The sequence below is a fragment of the Bacillus arachidis genome (genome assembly GCF_030285945.1).
Classification (GTDB): Bacteria; Bacillota; Bacilli; order Bacillales; family Bacillaceae_G; genus Bacillus_A; species Bacillus_A arachidis.
Genome location: NZ_CP127376.1, coordinates 2,162,357 through 2,180,853, shown reverse-complemented (window position 1 = coordinate 2,180,853; position 18,497 = coordinate 2,162,357). Strand labels below are relative to the sequence as shown.

The 18,497-nt window shown below is 34.3% G+C and carries 18 protein-coding genes and 2 pseudogenes; 3 read left to right on the top strand and 17 right to left on the bottom strand.

The window, feature by feature from the left end:
* Positions 1-144: 144 nt before the first annotated feature.
* From QRY57_RS12685 to QRY57_RS12655, 7 genes are all read right to left on the bottom strand, one after another.
* Positions 145-1,995 carry a hypothetical protein gene (locus QRY57_RS12685; RefSeq protein ID WP_286017623.1) on the bottom strand — a complete coding sequence of 617 codons (1,851 nt, stop codon included), beginning with the start codon at positions 1,993-1,995 and terminating at the stop codon, positions 145-147.
* Entirely contained in the window at positions 1,985-3,796 is a 1,812-nt protein-coding gene (locus tag QRY57_RS12680) for an McrB family protein (RefSeq protein ID WP_286017622.1), read from the bottom strand. The genes QRY57_RS12685 and QRY57_RS12680 overlap by 11 nt, the downstream gene beginning before the upstream one ends.
* Positions 3,797-3,906: 110 nt before the next feature.
* A complete protein-coding gene (locus tag QRY57_RS12675; RefSeq protein ID WP_286017621.1) occupies positions 3,907-4,164 on the bottom strand; it encodes a LemA domain protein in 258 nt (85 codons plus the stop codon).
* A gap of 94 nt (positions 4,165-4,258) precedes the next feature.
* Positions 4,259-5,686, bottom strand: coding sequence for an arginine-ornithine antiporter (gene arcD / locus QRY57_RS12670; protein ID WP_286017851.1), 1,428 nt, complete (start codon positions 5,684-5,686; stop codon positions 4,259-4,261).
* Between the two features lie 218 nt (positions 5,687-5,904).
* Positions 5,905-7,416 carry an ABC transporter permease/substrate-binding protein gene (locus tag QRY57_RS12665; protein ID WP_286017620.1) on the bottom strand — a complete coding sequence of 504 codons (1,512 nt, stop codon included), beginning with the start codon at positions 7,414-7,416 and terminating at the stop codon, positions 5,905-5,907.
* A 3-nt stretch (positions 7,417-7,419) separates the two neighbouring features.
* Positions 7,420-8,370 (bottom strand): ABC transporter ATP-binding protein, encoded by a 951-nt coding sequence (locus tag QRY57_RS12660; protein WP_286017619.1) that lies wholly within the window; start codon positions 8,368-8,370, stop codon positions 7,420-7,422.
* Between the two features lie 103 nt (positions 8,371-8,473).
* A complete protein-coding gene (locus QRY57_RS12655) occupies positions 8,474-9,031 on the bottom strand; it encodes a YdcF family protein (protein WP_098302505.1) in 558 nt (185 codons plus the stop codon).
* A 544-nt stretch (positions 9,032-9,575) separates the two neighbouring features.
* Between QRY57_RS12655 and QRY57_RS12650 the strand changes: the two genes are divergently transcribed.
* Together QRY57_RS12650 and QRY57_RS12645 are read left to right on the top strand one after the other, a co-directional pair.
* Complete coding sequence (locus tag QRY57_RS12650; protein ID WP_286017618.1) at positions 9,576-9,788, top strand: hypothetical protein; 213 nt, start codon at positions 9,576-9,578, stop codon at positions 9,786-9,788.
* 155 nt (positions 9,789-9,943) lie between these two features.
* Positions 9,944-10,366 (top strand): DUF1801 domain-containing protein, encoded by a 423-nt coding sequence (locus QRY57_RS12645; protein WP_090689156.1) that lies wholly within the window; start codon positions 9,944-9,946, stop codon positions 10,364-10,366.
* A gap of 104 nt (positions 10,367-10,470) precedes the next feature.
* On the opposite strand, the gene QRY57_RS12640 is transcribed toward QRY57_RS12645, so the two are convergent.
* The 6 genes and pseudogenes from QRY57_RS12640 to QRY57_RS12615 form a co-directional block, all read right to left on the bottom strand.
* Positions 10,471-11,265: a VOC family protein gene (locus QRY57_RS12640; protein ID WP_286017617.1), complete on the bottom strand. Its 795-nt coding sequence runs from the start codon at positions 11,263-11,265 to the stop codon at positions 10,471-10,473.
* A gap of 182 nt (positions 11,266-11,447) precedes the next feature.
* Entirely contained in the window at positions 11,448-11,984 is a 537-nt protein-coding gene (locus tag QRY57_RS12635) for an NADPH-dependent FMN reductase (protein WP_286017616.1), read from the bottom strand.
* Positions 11,985-12,133: 149 nt separating this feature from the next.
* Positions 12,134-12,271, bottom strand: a pseudogene (locus tag QRY57_RS12630) (phosphogluconate dehydrogenase (NAD(+)-dependent, decarboxylating)); the annotation flags it as partial.
* Positions 12,272-12,301: 30 nt separating this feature from the next.
* Positions 12,302-12,937, bottom strand: a complete 636-nt coding sequence (locus QRY57_RS12625) for a response regulator (protein WP_286017615.1) — start codon at positions 12,935-12,937, stop codon at positions 12,302-12,304.
* Positions 12,938-12,951: 14 nt separating this feature from the next.
* On the bottom strand, positions 12,952-14,070 hold the full coding sequence (locus QRY57_RS12620) for a GAF domain-containing sensor histidine kinase (RefSeq protein WP_286017614.1): 1,119 nt from the start codon (positions 14,068-14,070) through the stop codon (positions 12,952-12,954).
* Between the two features lie 37 nt (positions 14,071-14,107).
* Positions 14,108-14,414 (bottom strand): annotated as a pseudogene (locus tag QRY57_RS12615) (alpha-crystallin domain-containing protein).
* Between the two features lie 269 nt (positions 14,415-14,683).
* Between QRY57_RS12615 and QRY57_RS12610 the strand changes: the two are divergent.
* On the top strand, positions 14,684-15,133 hold the full coding sequence (locus tag QRY57_RS12610; RefSeq protein WP_286017613.1) for an NUDIX hydrolase: 450 nt from the start codon (positions 14,684-14,686) through the stop codon (positions 15,131-15,133).
* Between the two features lie 72 nt (positions 15,134-15,205).
* Here the strand turns inward: QRY57_RS12610 and QRY57_RS12605 are convergent, their stop codons facing one another.
* From QRY57_RS12605 to dat, 4 genes are all read right to left on the bottom strand, one after another.
* Positions 15,206-15,754 carry a cysteine hydrolase family protein gene (locus tag QRY57_RS12605; protein WP_286017850.1) on the bottom strand — a complete coding sequence of 183 codons (549 nt, stop codon included), beginning with the start codon at positions 15,752-15,754 and terminating at the stop codon, positions 15,206-15,208.
* Positions 15,755-16,059: 305 nt separating this feature from the next.
* The gene (locus QRY57_RS12600; protein WP_286017612.1) at positions 16,060-16,548 is read right to left on the bottom strand and encodes a hypothetical protein; all 489 of its coding nucleotides are present in this window, start codon (positions 16,546-16,548) and stop codon (positions 16,060-16,062) included.
* 278 nt (positions 16,549-16,826) lie between these two features.
* The gene (locus QRY57_RS12595) at positions 16,827-17,474 is read right to left on the bottom strand and encodes a nitroreductase family protein (protein WP_286017611.1); all 648 of its coding nucleotides are present in this window, start codon (positions 17,472-17,474) and stop codon (positions 16,827-16,829) included.
* A 104-nt stretch (positions 17,475-17,578) separates the two neighbouring features.
* Entirely contained in the window at positions 17,579-18,454 is an 876-nt protein-coding gene (gene dat, locus QRY57_RS12590) for a D-amino-acid transaminase (RefSeq protein ID WP_286017849.1), read from the bottom strand.
* Between the last annotated feature and the right edge of the window lie 43 nt (positions 18,455-18,497).

Below are 18,497 nucleotides of genomic sequence, written 5' to 3'. Positions count from 1 at the left end.
ACTTCACCTACATAAAAAGTCCACTTCATAAGAAATAGGAGCCCATTACCCACTATATACAGGCGACGAACCCCTTTATTTTTCAACATACCGAGACAATGCACGTTATTTTTTCAAAGCAATCCCTTTTTCAGTGCCGTCTTTTTATGTTACTACCGTTTTTAGCCATTTCTCAAAAATTTGCACAAGACCATGCTTTCCAGCTAATTTTTCTTCTCCTTGCTTTGTTTTATATGGATATAATTGCAGAAAGATTCCGCAACCTGCTTCTATTTTCTTCCCATGCATATGACTGCCTGGGTATACACAAATCACTTCATGGATCGCCCTTCGGTGAAAAATATGTTTTCCATCCTGTTCTTCTACATATTTAATAGACCAATATTTATACATCTGTTCTGTTGCTTTTGTATTGCCTACGGGCTGAAAAATATTAAACATGGGGCTATATTTCACTTCAATAATAATAGAAGACTGGTACTCATAGCGCTCTCCTTGTTTCACATAACAATCTAAACGAATGTCTGGTTTTTTCGTGTCCTCTCCATTATAAAAATGGCTACCTTTACTAAGTGCAATGAGTGGATGTGTTTCAATAAGGTCATTAAACGCTACATGTATTTGGATATTTTCACGATTTAAAACAATTGTCGTACCGTCTTGTAAACCATCTAAGTAAAAATAAGTTTGAATTTGTTCGCGAAGTGGAATATCATCTTTAAATTTTAATTGTTGCAATATAGAAATGATGATGAAGAATGCATAATACTCATACACTAAAAACGTTGGTTTATAAACAAATAATAATGCTGGAGATTGTTGATTATAACGTGGTAGAACTTCTAAATGATATAATAGTTGCCGATGTGTAACAGGTAAAGCATGCATAGTTATATTTGTTTTTTCAGAAATCCCTCTCCAAAATGAAGAATTCAACAAATTTTGAAAGTACAGTATAGATTGGTGTACAATATGATTTAAAATTTTATACTCTTGTATTTTCACAGATGCTTTCCGCAAGTCTGCCTCTTTTAACAAATGAATATTTCGATATTTTTGCTTCTCCCTGTCCGTTACAGATCCGTTTCTTTCAATGGTATGCATAATTATTTTCACAGATTGGAATTCCTCTTTTTTAGTATGTATTACTCCTTCTAGTATTTCAATTGTTTTGTGTAAGAAAGCCTGCGCTTCAAGCAAATATTGATAAAATTGTTTCGTTGTAAATTTTAAAAAGGCATTCTCTAAACTATTTGTTTGTTCGATAAATCTACGATTATAATACTTAGCAGCCAGCTTTTTCTCCCTCATTATTACACTTTTCATCGTTGCTTTTCGTTCTCGTACCTCCCAATCATATCTATCTATATACTTCGTGTTCTCTTCAACCTTTTTATAGAGCTGTTTTATTTTTCTCATTTTTTGTGGCAGCATGCGAAGTAACATTAAATAAGAAGAATCTTCAATATCAATTAGTGTTGAAAATGTCTTTTTATAATAACCACGGTCTAACATAATTTCATTTAAAATTGATTTTACATAATTTTGAATCATTTCAAATTGATCATCCAAAAAATTTTTGGGGACAATTTGAAACGCTCCATAATATACATCTTCTTCCACTTGCACCTCGAAATGATACAAGCCGCAGCGCCATGGATAAAAAAAATCTGTTTTTCCATGTTCATATAATAATACTTTTTGTTTTTTTTCATGCAATTCATATTGCCATTCTTTCTTACCTTTTTGCCCTTCATACACTTTATTCCATACAAAAGTGACACGGACTGGTTTTTGATAATGTAACATCAAACGTAATGCTTTTAATTCTTGTACTTTATAAACACAATGTGTCATTGTTGTCGTGTATTTACAAAGGCGATTCAGAAATACAAAGTCTCCCTTTCCCTCTGTTCCAATAATTAATTTTAATACAAACGGGAGCTTATCATTTGTGTCTACAATTTCCGTCTCGTGCTGCTCCTCATTTCGCATACCCATACAACTCCAATTCACGCCGTTTTTGCCTTATATAAGCTAGAGAATGTTCGAATGCGGAGACACAATTTGCAAGTGGAGATTGTAATAACGCTACTAACGATCGTCCTTTTTTCTCATCATCACGAAGAAGTGAACCAATCGTCACTTCCGTACCTCGTAATTTTGTTAAAATACGTTGTTTCACTTGTAAATCAAAACCTTCTTCTCGGCTAATCATATATGATTGAGTATCTTTTTGGGGAATGTTTTGCAAATAAGTTGCAATCGCAGCAGCACATCGAAAAGAAACGCCTTTCGATGCGTCATGTGATGATATTAAATCATGTAATTTATCTAATAACTCTAATTCTTCTTCCGAAAACACATCCATCATCTCTTTATTTCGTAACCAATTTAGACGAAATTCTCCGGTTGTCACTTGTAAGGGCGGAATTTGTGTCCCTTTATTTTGCTGCAGATTGATTTCGCAAAATGGAATTTTTTGAAGCGTAATGAGATTTGCCCGATCTAATAAGCGATCCGATAACTCTTTCGTTGTTTCATCAAAATTCACAGTCCCGATAAAAATAATATTTTCACCAATTTCAATTTTGGATGGAACTATATTCTCTATCCCAGTCCTTTCCTCATATAAAGAAAGAATACGATTTTTCTTTTCTAATTGAAGAATAGATAAAAATGGTGTAAACCAATGCTCAATATGTGACATATTCATTTCATCAAATACAATCATATAAAGTTGATTCGGATTCTCATTCGCTTTTAATAATGTTCGAATTAATTTCGTTTCACTCTCGATATATGTTCCATTTGGATGAAGATAGCCTAGTATATCGTGTGGTTCTTGATAAGATGGAGAAATCGGAATCCATAACAATTCTTCCCCATATGTTAATCCTAATGCTTCTGCATATGCCTGCACCAAACGTGATTTTCCGATTCCTGGGATTCCAGCAAGAATTGTTAATAGATTTGTTTTTACACTAATATGAAAATTAAAAATATCCGTTGCATCTAAATACAAGTCTTTATTATTGATGACATCCTGTACATATTGTATAAATGTAGATTCACGCTCATTCCATTCTGTTTCTTCTTTTTGCACTTTTATGTCCACTACTTCCACCTTTTTTCCCTCTTCTAGAATTTTCTTTAGAAGCTGATCATACATATTTTCTCGAACAAAATACAAATGATCATCCGCTTTCACTTCTATATATTTGGTCCAATCATCCATTTCGATATATTTACATTCTTTTTTTTGTTCGCAATACGCGATTGAACTAATGGATGATTTTAAAGATAAATTCCCATATAATCTTCCTTCACACCATAACAACTGTGGTACTTCAAAATCGTGTGGAAATTTAGGAATAAGAAAAGATAAAAATCCATTCCCTAGTTTTCGCTCTAACGAATCTCTCTTTTTATACTCGGCTAATCTTGGCGATGGGATGATTTTATATGCATTCGCAATTTCCCGTTGCTCTGTACATATTAATTCAACGTACAAATGCCCTCTTTCATAATAAAGTCGAAACAATACTATTTGTCTTTCTAACCTTTTTTTCTTTAAGTCCGCAAATATTCTCTCATTTTTTTTGTTGGCATATAGCCCTTCAAACAAATACGTTTCACTTTCAAATTGTGATTTCAAAACAGATGGGATTTGTGAAAGACATTGTACAGAAAAAGTATCTTTATTTTCCTCCTGACTTTCAACAAATTTCCCAAGAAACCTCATATGATACATCCGTTTTATAAAACTTGGGTGGAGAGCTTTATGTAGCTTCACTATACTCACCTTCTTTTTTCATACTATTTTTATTGTATGAACTGCAAAAGAAAACTAGAAACAAAAAAACCCGACGTACTCCGTCAGGTTTTAAAAAATAAAATTTATATTTAAGAAGGAAAAGCTTTTTTCTCCTGCATAATCGCATTGTAAGAAATTTTCATTTTAGCAAGTACGTATCGTAATTTATCCTCCGCATTTTCATCTTTATTCTGCTGCAGGCTTGCTAAGGTCTCAACAGAACTAGCTAAATTCTCAATTACTCCACGTAGTTCGGGATGATGATTAAAAAATGATTCTTGCACTAATACTTTTCGTAAATCACTTGCCAATTCCACAATTCTTAACAGCTGCTCTTTTTCTTCCATTCTCATCCCTCCTAAACATCTTATATATTAGATATTCTGTAAATAAACTAAAATTCCTTGTATACAAAGAAAAAAGTCCTTCAGAAGGACTTTTTTACATTTCTATATTACCTGTTACAAGCATATAAAGCGATACTACCGCTGCAATCACGATTACAACCATGACATATCTCTCCATGCCAGAAAAACAGCGATTTCCTTTTTCCTTTCGAGCAAACACATAAACAACAAGTCCAATACCATATACGATTGAGACAAGTAATAAGTTTTTTAAACCTGCTGCATAAATCAGCCATACAGAGTATAGTGCGGCAATTAAAGCCAGTACTCCATTTTTCAGTCTTGCCCGTTTCAATTCCTTCGTTACAACTAATTTCAACTGATAAAGTGCTGATAATAAGTACGGAAGTAAAATAGATGTAGATGCGATAAAATACATCATTTGATACGTTGATTCCGAAAACAATACAATAATAAACAAAGTCTGTGCCACACCATTTGAAATCCATAATGCAACATGTGGTGTCTGCTTTTTATTTGTCTTCGTAAATACTTTTGGAAATACGCCATCTTTCCCTGCTACGTGTGAAATTTCAGAAACGAGTAAGAACCAACCAATTAATGTCCCAATAAGTGAAGCAACCAATCCGATATTAATTGCAATTGCACCCCATGGTCCAACAACATGCTCTAATACATGGCCCATTGACGGCGTTTCTAGCACGGAAAGCTCTTGTCTTGTCATAGCTCCCATGGACAGAACTGAGATTAAAATATAGATGGACATAACTAAAATCAATCCAACAACCGTTGCTTTTCCAACATCCCTGCTGTTTTTTGCCCTTCCAGATAATACGACTGCCCCTTCTACACCAATAAATACCCAAAGTGTAACAAGCATCGTATTTTTCACTTGACCAAGGACAGAAGAAATAGAAATACTTCCCTCTCCCCAAAAATCATGTGTAAATGTATCCCAGCGAAACGCTGTAATCATAACGACAATAAATAATAAAATCGGAACAAGTTTTCCAATTGTTGCAATAAAGTTCATAATAGACGCTTCACGAATTCCAATTAAAATAAGGAAGTGAAGTGTCCATAATAATAGAGATGCACCAACGATGGATGCAACGTTGTTTCCTCCTTTAAAAATAGGGAAAAAATATCCAAGTGTACTAAACAATAACATAATCGTAGCTACGTTTCCTAAAATCCCTGCAAGCCAGTAGCCCCATGCACTATTAAAACCGACATATTCACCAAACCCTGCACGTGCATAACTATAAATCCCACCTTCAAGTTCTGGTTTTTGTCTTGCTAACGTTTGGTATACAAGTGCAAGCGGAATCATTCCCATTGCCGTAATACACCATCCAATTATCGTTGCGCCACTATTTGCGCCTACTGCTAAATCATGCGGTAAACTAAAAACACCCCCGCCAACCATTGTTCCTACTACTAATGCAATTAATGGAAAAAATCCTAATTTCTTTTCTATTGGTACCACCCCATCTGTCATTCTAGGCGTTATGTTTATCCATTCAACTATTAAAGTCACCTTTTTCTCTAATAGACGTTTCTATTATATTTTTTCAGGAAAACATTACTTATTCTAAAAGAAAATCAGCAAAAAGGGAATACTTTTTTGAAAAAATGTATAAGTATGCACAAAAAAACCGTTCATTTTATTACGAACGGTCGATTTTCAATCATTAAATTGTATATTTCTTGTAAATATTAATGAATTAACTCCTCTTTTTCTAAAAATTGCCTCGCTACTTTTTCTGCACTTTTACCATTTACATTTACTTCATAATTCATTTTTCTCATATCTTCATCTGAGATTTTCCCAGCAAGTTTATTTAATGTCTTCTCAAGTTCAGGATACTTTTCAAGTGTCTCTTTTCTTAACAATGGAGCTCCTTGATACGGTGGAAACAATCCTTTATCATCTTCTAGTACTTGCAATTCATATTGCTCAAGTTCACTATCCGTAGAATAAGCATCAATGACAGTAACATCACCAGATTCTATTGCACTATAACGTAACTTCGGTTCCATCGTTTTAACATTTGGAAACTGGAAGTTATATACCTTTTGCATCCCTTTATATCCATCTTCCCTATCTGCAAATTCTAATGTAAATCCAGCCTTAACATTTGCTGCAACATTTCGTAAATCTGAGATTGTTTTTACATTATATTGCTCTGCAATATCTCTCGGCATTGCAAGCGCATATGTATTGTTATATTCCATCGGCTTTAGCATCACCATTTGATATTTCTTTTCCATCCCCTGGCGCGCTTGTTCATATACCTCTTTGCGATTTGTACTCTTTGGTTCTTCTTTTACAAAAGTAGATAATGCAGTCCCTGAGAATTCAGGGTACATATCAATTTCTCCCGATTTTAAAGCTTCAAAAACAAATGCAGTTTTCCCAAGCCCAGGTTTAAGCTCTACAGATAAATCAGTATCTTGTTCGATCAGTTGTTTATACATTTGTATTAAAATTTCTGGTTCAGACCCAAGCTTCCCAGCAATTACGATATCCTTCTTTTGCGTATTCCCTAAAAATGGTGCAGCTATAACAACCATAATGATACATATTGCCATTATAAATCGCTTAGGAGATCGTCTAGTGCTTTCAAACATCCGAAGTACACCGTCAAAGAATAAAGCTAACAACGCGGCTGGTACAGCCCCTAATACGATAAGAGCATGATCATTTCGATCTATACCGAGTAAAATAAGTTTTCCAAGCCCCCCAGCCCCTATTAAAGCAGCTAACGTAGCTGTTCCGACAATTAGTACCATCGCTGTACGAATTCCAGCCATTATAATCGGTAATGCGAGTGGAAGTTCTATTCTCCATAACCTTCGAAAACTGTTCATTCCCATCGCTCTTGCTGCTTCAATAAGCGATGGATCTAACTTACGGATTCCCGTATATGTATTTCGTAAAATTGGCAATAACGCGTATACAACTAACGCGATAATTGCTGGCACCTTTCCAATACCAACTAGCGGAATTAAAAGCCCTAGTAAAGCCAATGACGGAATTGTTTGCATAACTGCAGATGTTCCTATAATGAATTCAGCAATTCTCTCTCGACGCGTTAACAAAATGCCTAGCGGAACGGCAATCATTACTGCAAAAAATAAAGAAATAAGTGAAATTTGAAGGTGTTCAATAAGAGCGCGAAGTAATTCTAACTTTCGTTCTTGAAACGTTTGTAATAATGCAGACACGATTTACCCCATCTCCTTCATTTGTCCAGCTAAATATGCCACAATATGATGGCTTGTTAATGTCCCAATGCATTGTCCATCTCTTTCAATTGGAACAGTTTCTTCTGCTTCCAAACGAATCAAAGCTTCTTGCAGTGAAGCATTTGTCGATAGAGGTATAACATCATTTTCTACTTGTTTATCACTCACAAATGGCAACACATCTTCTATGCTCTTTCCTTCATACCAAGGGCGCACACGATTTCCAATAAATTCTTCTACAAAATCATTTACGGGACTATGTATGATTCCTTCTGGTGTATCTAATTGAACGATCTTCCCTTTTTTCATCACACAAATTCGATCACCAAGTGTTAACGCTTCTTGCATATCATGTGTCACGAACACAATGGTTTTTTGGATTTTTTTCTGCAATTTTACAATATCCTTTTGCAACTGTTCTCGGCTTAATGGATCTAGCGCACTAAATGGTTCATCCATCAGAACAATTTTCGGGTTGGCAGCTAGTGCTCTTACAACTCCTACACGCTGCTTTTGTCCACCAGATAATTCATCAGGCATACGATTTCTGTACACATCTGGATCTAATCCAACCATATCAAGTAACTCATCCACACGCTCCCGAACTTTTTCTTTACTCCATTTTCTCATTTCAGGTACAATCGCAATATTTTCGGCAATTGTCATATGAGGAAACAAGGCAATCTGTTGCAGAACGTACCCAATGTCCCAACGTAATTCATGAATATTGTATTCTTGAATATCTTTTCCATCGATAGAAATTGAGCCTTCTGTCGTTTCAATTAAACGATTAATCATTTTCATCGTGGTCGTTTTTCCGCAACCACTCGGACCTATGAGGACAAAAAACTCCCCTTTTTTAATTTCTAAATGCAACGAGTCTACCACTTTCGTTCCATTGTACACCTTTGAAACGTGTTCAAATCGAATCACAAATACAACTCCCTTATTATCATTTCTTTCATTCTGATAGAATCTTATCTTCTTTTCAAATGATACGCTTTTTATTCATGAAAAAAGAGCTCTTACTTGAGCTCTAATGGTCGAATAATGTTGTTTTAATAATTGCTGCATATTCACGTATATAAGCTTTCTTCTTTGAGCGCTTTGGCGTTGGTGCTGCAAGTGATTCCATTTGCATACCTAAACGTTTAGCAATAATTTTTGTTCGATATAGATGATATGTATTACTTACAACCACCGCGTGCGTTACATGATATAATTCCATGCTAAACTTTAGATTTTCATAAGTACTTGTCGAACGATCTTCAATGAAAATACGTCCATCTTCAATTCCATGTTGTATTAAATAATTTCGCATGCTGTGAGCTTCAGGAATATCCTCATCCTCACCTTGTCCCCCAGATACAATTACTTTTGTTTCCGGATGAGAATTTAAATACATTAAAGCTACATCTAACCGATTTTGAAGAGATAAAGAAGGTTTATCCCCAAATAATTTTGCACCTAAAATTAATACATATGGAGCGTTATCACTTACTTTTTCATAAGCAACTTTTTTCATTCGATATGTCATATACACAATGCATAATGGTGGAAATAATAAGATAATAAATAGTATCCATTTGTTCATATATAAGCTTACACTCCCTTTCTTTATATTATATAGAAAAAGAAAGGGAGACAGAAGTATTTTTTAGTGACTGCGTTGTCCTGCGTTTTGAGCATTACGCCCTTTTTTAGAAGATGTATGGCACTGAGTTTGATTCCCTTTATGTTTCGCTGATCCTAACGCTTTTGTTTTTCCCATTTTGTTTCACATCCTCTTTTTATATGGTTCCTTTATAGATTTTGTATTTTCTCTCTCGTCATACAATGGTTTTATTGGAAGTTTCTCCTTATTTCAAGAATATTTTTGGGGTATCAAAAGAAAGTGAAACTTCCAACAGTAGGGGCGCTTCATCCCCAACTGTTGGTTAGTTGAACCAATCGGGCTTTTACGTGTAGTCGATCTTCCACCCAACTTCCTTGTTTCTCTCTGCATCTTGAGGTGAGGATATTCCTTCTCGTTTATTCGGGATAAAAGGTTACATTTAGTGCATTCATTACCTGTTTATAATTTGATATATATTAAATACAACAAGAATATTGTAATATAGTGAAAAGGAGATGATTTTATGTTGAAAATAGGACAAAACAAAATACGTTTAATTTCAGGAATTAGCTTATTAATATTGGTTATGACTAATTCTTTTATAAAAAGTGATTCTTGGGTCATTTGTATAGATGTCATTTTAGTCTTGGTTAACTTATTTTTATTTATTATTTCTAGAGATATAACAAAAACCGATTTACTTAGAAAAAAAGAGAAGTTAAATGAAATGAAATAATTTTGTGTTATTTTTTGATGAAAATAGAAATTAAATTTTTATTCAAAAGTTTTTATTTCTTTTAAGAATACAAGAGATTCTGTAACTTTGATTCAAACTATGTATTATAATGAAATATGCGATAAAACCTATATCTAAAAAGGGGGGATTCTTTTATGTACAAACTCAAAACAACAGAAACCAACAATAGTGTAATCGAGTTTATTGAAAATGTTGACAGCCTAAAAAAACGAGAAGACGCATATCAGTTATTAGATATATTTACTGAAACAACTGGTTATCCAGCAAAAATGTGGGGTCCAAGCATAATTGGATTTGGTACATATCATTATAAATATGCATCTGGTCATGAAGGGGATGCGCCATTAGTAGGCTTTTCACCCCGAAAAGCCAAGATTAGTTTATACTTCGCAACTGGTGATCCTGAGCGAGAAAACCTATTAAAGGACTTTGGAAAACATACATCTGGGAAATCGTGTGTATACATTAATAAAGTAGCAGACATTGATATTAATGTGCTAAAAGTGCTAATCAAACAATCTATAAATTTTTTGAAAAAGACGTATCCGAATCATTAATGTAATAATTAAGCATCAGGTATTTTGAACTCACATCAAAATACCTGTTTTTAGGTTAATCCCTTTTAAAATCACATCAATAATAACAACTCAAAAAATACCACTTAAATAGAAAGTGGTAAGTTCAACTTTTTAGGAATATCAGCTTTAAAATGAGGCGTATATTGTATAGAAAAAGAATATCCTTCTTGAACAAACGATATTTCATTATTATGAAAATGAAATGGTACATCGCTTCCTCTTAGATGTTTCTGGACCATTTGAATGAACTCAAGACTCGGCGTCCCAAATGAAATATGCATTTTCGGCGGCAAAGTTTTCATTGCAATTGGAATCCAAGGTCTTCCTTTCCAACTTGCAACAACATGAGCCGTACCACCAACTACAAAGTTAAATATTTCACCATCTTCAAATGTTTTCATAAATAAATTGGATTTTAGCCACTCTCTATATACTGGCACACTTTTTACTGGGCATCCTACTTCTCTTAAGTACAAAATGTTCAAAGGTGTGTATGGAATTAAAACATCTTCTTCAATATATTTATGTGCAATAATTTCAAGAAGATTTCCATCTCCATCACGAAAATATAAATTTAATCGACCATCCTCTTCGTCAATTTCATGACCGTCTTCCCACCTTACAATAAGCAAACCTGATTCTTGAATCCACTTTACTGTTTCATAGAACTTTGAAAATGGTACTTGAAAAGCAAAATGAGCAGGAGAAAGTGGTTCATATGATTCTTCAAAAACTAATGAAACATATGGAGTTAATTTAAAACTTATTTGTTTATTTGTTTTTGATAAAATTGGAATTCCAAGACGTTTTGCATATACTTGTTCTACCCCCTGAATAGATACTGTCTGTAATTTCAGCTCTGAAAAATGTGTAATCATCCTCATTCCCCCACCGTGTTTTCAATCAATACGATAAATTTAGCAAACTACTCATTCGTTTATATTATGAATCTGCAACCAGTTTTAATGGTATCGTTTTCATATTTACCTAAGAGCCAATGGACAATTGACCATTAACTCCTAAAAACTCATCTTAAGATTCGTAACAAAGCAAACGCTTATCATTCCACCCCTAATTGCTTTTTCACTTCATTATACACGCTCATATATGCTTTTAACTCTTTGAAAAGATCATGAATTAATGGTTTTGCGTCCTCACTGAGCTCACCATCTTGCACGTATAAACCGTCTAATACAACTTGCTTTGGAATTGCATTCGCATATACGCCTCGCGCGACAATACGCATACTATTAAGTGCGTTTATACCGCCTTTTCCACCGCCTGCAACTGCCAATAGAGCAACTGGTTTATGGACAAATTCACTGCTGCTTAAGAAGTCTAATGCGTTTTTTAGCGCACCGCTCATTGCATTATGATACTCAGGTGTGCAAAGGATTACACCATCAGCTTCTTTTACTAATTTTTTCAATTTCGTTACTGCTTCTAATTCTCGTTGTGATTCTTCCCCATTATATAAAGGCAACTGTTCTGTTGCTAAATCATATAATTCCCCTGCAAATTGCTCTGCAATATATTTTGCAATGACACGAGTTCTCCCAAACTTACGTGGTGTTCCGTTAATTACGACTAATTTCATGTGTGTTTCTCTCCTTTGTTTTAAGTTCTACCTCTATAATATCAGAATATTCTATGCGAAAATCAACAAAAAGAGGGAAAAGCTTTGAGAAAATAGTATGAAAGTTAAAAAACGAACTCATACTTTTGTATGAGTTCTTGATATATCAATTAACCATTCTTCACAACAGCATGTCCGCCAAACTGATTTCGGAGTGCTGAAGCAACTTTTCCGTGGAATGTATCATCTTTTTGAGAACGATAACGCATGAACATTGACATTGCACTAACTGGAGAAGACGCTTGTAATATAACTTCTTCTCCCATAATAGGTCCTTCCTATACACCCCCATGCTTCACAGCATACAACGCAGCTTGTGTCCGATCATCTACCTGCAATTTCGCAAGTACATTTGAAACATGTGTTTTTACAGTCTGTTCTGTAATATAAAGCTCTGCTGCTATTTCTTTATTACTTCTTCCTTTCGCAATTTCACAAAGTACTTCTTTTTCTCTTTTTGTCAGCATAAATAAACTATCCTGCTTTTCCTCTTTCACTACTGGTCTTCCTAACAAAGCAGGAGTTACTTTCGGATGAAGATTCGCATTTCCTTGATATACAGCGATAATAGAAGCAACCAGTTGATCTGGCTGTACTTCTTTTAGTTGATAGCCATCCGCGCCCGCTTCTAGTGCCGGAAGAACATAATCTTGCTCTGAGAAGCTACTTAACATAAGTATTTTAATTGTGGCGTCATATTGTTTCAAACGTTTTGTCGCTTCAATCCCATCCATCTTTGGCATTGATAAATCCATTAATACTACATCTGGCCTTTCTTTTCGAATCAACTCTAACGCCTCTTCCCCATTCTCTGCTTCTCCTATTATTTCAAATTCCTCTTTCGTTTTTAAGAAGAATACAAGCCCTCTCCTAACGATATGATGATCCTCTACAAGTAATAGTTTAATTTTCAATGAACTTCTCCCTTTCAAACCGGTAATTGAATCTCAATCTTTGTTCCCTGTCCTAGCTTCGTTCTTATTCGAAATGTTCCTTTCAATAGTTCAATTCGTTCTTCCATACTTTTTAAACCAAGCGCTGAATCTCTAACTTTTTCTTTAACAAACCCAATGCCGTCATCTTCAATTTGAAAGTTCAACTTACTATTTTCTGTTTTTAAGTAAACTGATACTCTCTCACACGAAGCGTGTTTTTTACAATTATGCAATGCTTCCTGACTTATACGCCACAGCACTTCTTCTATTTCATCACCAATTGAAATAACTCCATCAATTCGAATTGTTACTTGAATACCTAATAACTTTCCGTAATTCTGCACTGCTTCTGCCAGCCCTTTTTCTAATCCCTCTGGTCGTAATTGCCAAATTAATAATGTCATCTCTTCTAGCGCTTCTTGCGATAATTCCCCTATATAACTAAGCATACCTTGCAATTCTTTATCCTTTGTCATATCAAGAGTACCTCTAGCCGTTAACATTATAGAAAATAGCAATTGTTTCACCGAATCGTGTAAATCGCGTGCAAGTCGATTTCTCTCCGCTACAACTACATATTTACGCTCTTTCTCGACTAACTTAATTCGTTGTATTGTTGTTCCGATTTGGAATGCAATCGCTTCTAATAAGGCTAGTTCTTCCTCTGAAAAATATGTTTTATGTGGGGAAGCAACATTAAGTAAACCGAACTTCTCGCTACCAGCACGAAGAGGAATCGTCGCATGATGTGTAATCTCTTCCGTCTCTCCCAAATTATATTCAATGGCATCTTCAATTCGCTTACACTCAATGATATTTGTTGCCTTTTCTAAACGTCCATTTACGAATCGATTCACGCACCAACAATCCCCTTCACACATCGGTTTTTTTTCATTCCATGTGAGTGCTGGAGGCAAATTCCTATCAACAAGCATACGGTGCGTTCCTTTTTCATCAATAAAAAATACCCAGCCTGTTTGTAGATTCATCACTTGTAATAATGTATGTAATACTTCCTCTAACATTTCCTGTAAATCAGTTGCCTCATTTAACAACTCCGCAATTTCTTTCAATGCTTCTAACCGCCGCATTTCCTTTTCATCATAATTCATGTTCATCACCAATTATCATTATAACATTAAGAAATTTCTAAATACTACAAACAAAAAAAGAAGCTAAATACATCAGCTTCAGTTTAGGTAATGAGACAGTAAGAACACCGTCTTTGAATGCTGCCGCAATTCTTTCTTGATCCACAAATACATCTCTTTCAAAATCGACTTGAATGTTTTCTTTTTGAAATCCTGGTAAATCTGCTTGCACAACATATTGATCAGAATCCTTTGGAACATCCACTTTAAAACTATTCATGTTCATTGGTTTAGAGAAAATATCAAAGTCCAAACTGAGCAACACCATTTTGACGATTTACTAGCTTTTGAAATATATTACGCATTTTCTATTCCTTCTTATAGATATCAATGAACGATGATCTCTTTCTGTCTTTATTAAATTAATTAGTCAAAAAGGGTCGAATTATTTGTTTGATATTTTAATCATGTATTTTTCAATCTAAATATAGTATGGCATGTGAAATTTCAATATTTAAAAGGTATATTGTCTCTTCACAGCATTAAAAGTTAAATCGTAGAAAGGTATACAGTAATACACTATAGAATACATAATTGGGAATTTCTAATCTATTTTCATTTGGAGGATAACACTATGGGGTATATTGAAGACTTACGTAAAATTGTAGGTCCACATCCACTTAATTTAGCAGGAGTTACTGTTGCTGTTCTAAATGAGCAAGGACAAATTTTACTTCAGAAAAGACAAAGTGATATTTGGGGTGTTCCTGGTGGTTTTATTGAATTAGGTGAATCAGCAGAAGATGCAGGAAGACGTGAAGTTTTCGAAGAAACTGGCATTGAGATAGGGAAACTTAATTTAGTAAGTGTTTTTTCTGGAAAAGAGTTTTTTGTAAAATTACCGAACGGTGATGAATTTTATCCCATCACAATCGCTTATATGTGTAAAGAAATAAAAGGTGGCGTATTACAAGCTGATGGTATTGAATCTTTAGAAGTTAAATTTTTCAGCTTGCATCAATTACCAGAAAATATTAGTCCATTTATTAAGAAGCTCATTCAACAGCAAGTTGTATCCATATAGAACACCAGAACATATAAAAAAGACCTGTTATTTAAAGGTCTTTTTTACATAACTCTCATTTTTTATTTCTCTTCATTCCACTGTAGCATGTAAACAAGACTTAAAGTGCCCAATTGCAAACTCATGTCCTTGTTCATTAAAAGAGGCCACTGCTTTTTCGTGTACAACGATATGAAACCCTTTATTATAGGCATCCACCGCTGTATGGAGAACACAAATATCCGTACATACGCCAACAAGGTGCACTTCCTGTATTCCTCTTTCCCTTAATTTCATTTCTAAGTCCGTTCCAGCAAAAGCACTATAACGTGTTTTGTCCATATAGTATACATTCTCATTATCTTGATATTTTTCATACAGATCTTGCAACTCTCCGTATAAATCTCTTCCTTTTGTACCCGCTATATTATGTGGTGGAAATAATTGTGTCTCTGGATGATAGGAATCATTCTTTTCATGTTTATCAATAGTAAACACAACATAATCTCCGTTTTCAATATACTCCTTCGTAATCGCTACAAGATGCTCTTCAATATCTTGCCCTGGCTTTCCACACGTTAAAGCACCATTTTCTGCTACAAAATCATATGTATAATCAATATTTATAAGCGCCCGCTTCATCACTTATTCTCCTCCCTACTTGTTTCACGCTAAACAATAGAAAACGAGTTTTAACGACTCAATATATTTTATTCGACATTTTCAAACAAATCCCTACGAAGCATTTATATATAAGATACAGGTATTTGTCATTTTTATTTGATTTGGATATATCGATTGGAATACGTCGGTAATATGGCACTTTTTATTATCATCCAGTAAGATCCTTTCGCTTGACAATCCCATTTCACGAAAAACAGATAAAACAAAAAGTACACTACTTTTTCAGTAGTGTACTTTTTATTATGCATAACATGTTAGCTATTTTAAAACGCTGGTTTATTTTCAAATTTAGCCTGCACAAAATTAATAACTTTTCCTGATGGATCATTATTTTCAAATTGAACTGCCGTTATTGTATGATAGCCTGTCTCTAACGTGCTTTGTTTTAATTCTACTGTTGTCTGCGTCATGTTAGTAACATGATGTTTATCTTCAAATATTTTATCTACGAATACAAATGTCTCTTTATCATTTTGAAAATGAGTAAGTTCTAATTCAACTTGCTGAATGAGGGCGTCTTTCTTTACAAATACAGTTGGTATATTCCCACCCTCTGAAGTGCCATCTGGTGTAATTACTTTTACTCTTCCCTCGCCAATCGGCATTGTCCCCTCAGGAAAAGGCGTTACACTCTCTTCACTTGCATTCACAACTTGTTCTTCTTTTATCGGCTGGGTTTCTTCTTTTCCGTTTGAGACACCACACCCAACCAATAACAAAGCAGACGATCCAGCGATTATGAATTTTTTCAAAATTCATCCCCCCTGTAAATTTATTCTTTATTTATTATACAGAAATAACTATCTGTTCTAAGCTCAGTTTTTTTAAACTTCCGTGAACAAACATTCTATTCATCATTACTGTACCATATTTTCTTTTTTAACATCATTAATTTTTTCAAGAAATAATTAGAAATTCCTTCTTATTCCTCATTTTAGCCCCATTATTAGTAAAAAATATCCCCTTCTAGAAAAATTAGAAAAAGACATTGGATGCACCAATGTCTTTTTCTAATTTTTCGCACAGCACTCTAAAAAATAAACTTTGTAATATCCTCAACTTCTTTTCGCGCTAGTTTTTTCGCTTGATCTTTCGGATAACCAAGTGAAATTACCATATTGATTTGTTTCTCAGGCTCAATTTGTAAATATTGTCGCAGTTCATTTTGAGCCAATAACACAGGCCCTGTCATTGGACAAGTCCCAAGTCCTCTTGCATATGCTGCTAACATTAAATTTTGCGCAGCTAAACAGCTACTCTTAATCCCTTCTTCTTCCCATACTGAATTTGGAACGAAGTCAATCGGATCAAATATTTTTTCGCGAAACTTAGATTCGTATGGTGTAGCTAAGCATACAATTAAAACTGGTGCATCAGAAAAAGCTGTTGCATATGGTCCAAACGAACGTGTAAGTAATTTACCTGCTTTTTCTTCACCTTTTGCCGTTGCTTGTGCAGCCAACTTATGTAAAGCATCCCATGTCATTTGTTCAATTTTTTTAATTTTATCCCGATTCATAATGACAATAAATTCCCACGTTTGTGAATTCGTATCACTTGGTGCGTAACGGGCACAATCAATAATTTCTTCTATATCACGAACAGATACTTCTTGTTCTGTGAATTTTCGGACACTTCGTCTTCCGTGAATTATTTCTTTAAATGCTTCATATTTCATATACATAAAATCCCCTTTTATAGCGTTTTCAGAAATCACACCTTACGATCAATTATACCACAGAAAAAAGCTGGAAGAATACCAGCTCCTCTTTCCTTTCACGTTCAATTAGTAACTTTAAAAGGTGCAATACTCTCCTCATAAGAAGCTTGTAACCGCTTCGTAACTGGCCCCCTTTCTCCATTACCAAATTGCTCGGCTCCTATTTGAATGACAGGAAATATTTCAAGAGGTGTTGCGGTAAAAAAGCATTCATCTGCTTCGTATACTTCTTGTAATGAAAACTCGCGCTCTTCTACTTCAATATGTAGGGCTTTTGCTAATGAAATGACATGATGACGAGTAATTCCATGTAAAATAAAATGATCTGCAGGATGCGTAATCACCTTATTATTTTTTATAATAAAGAAATTTGAATGACACCCTTCTGTTACAATCCCATCTCGAACTAATATTGCTTCTTGATACCCTTCTTCATTAATTTTATTCTTAATCATAATATTAGGTAGTAGATTTAAAGATTTGATATGGCAAAATTTCCAGCGAATATCTTCTTCCACTGTTACTTTGATACCCTTTTCCATAGTAGTAATTGGTCTTGGGAATGATACAATATTTGCAAAGTACATTGGCTCTAAATGAGATTTGTATATATGATTTCTCGGCTGCACGCCTCTTGAAATTTGAATATACACATTACCATCTTCTTGAAATTGATTTTTCTCAATTAATTGATGAAGTTGCTGAATTAATTCTTCTTTTGTAAAGGGTGGAACAAGATGAATTTCCTTCATAGATTTAAAAAATCGCTCTAAATGTAAATCTAGCAAGTGAGGTTTCCCGTTGTATAAACGAAATACTTCATATATCCCATCCCCAAATTGTAGACCTCTCTCTTCTAATGCAACCATTGGCTGTTCTTCCTTGGTATTTACAATTTTACCATTAAACAAAATCCAATCTTTGTGAGAACCATTCATCATTTCTTCACTCCTTTACTTTTATTAATTCCATTTTACAACT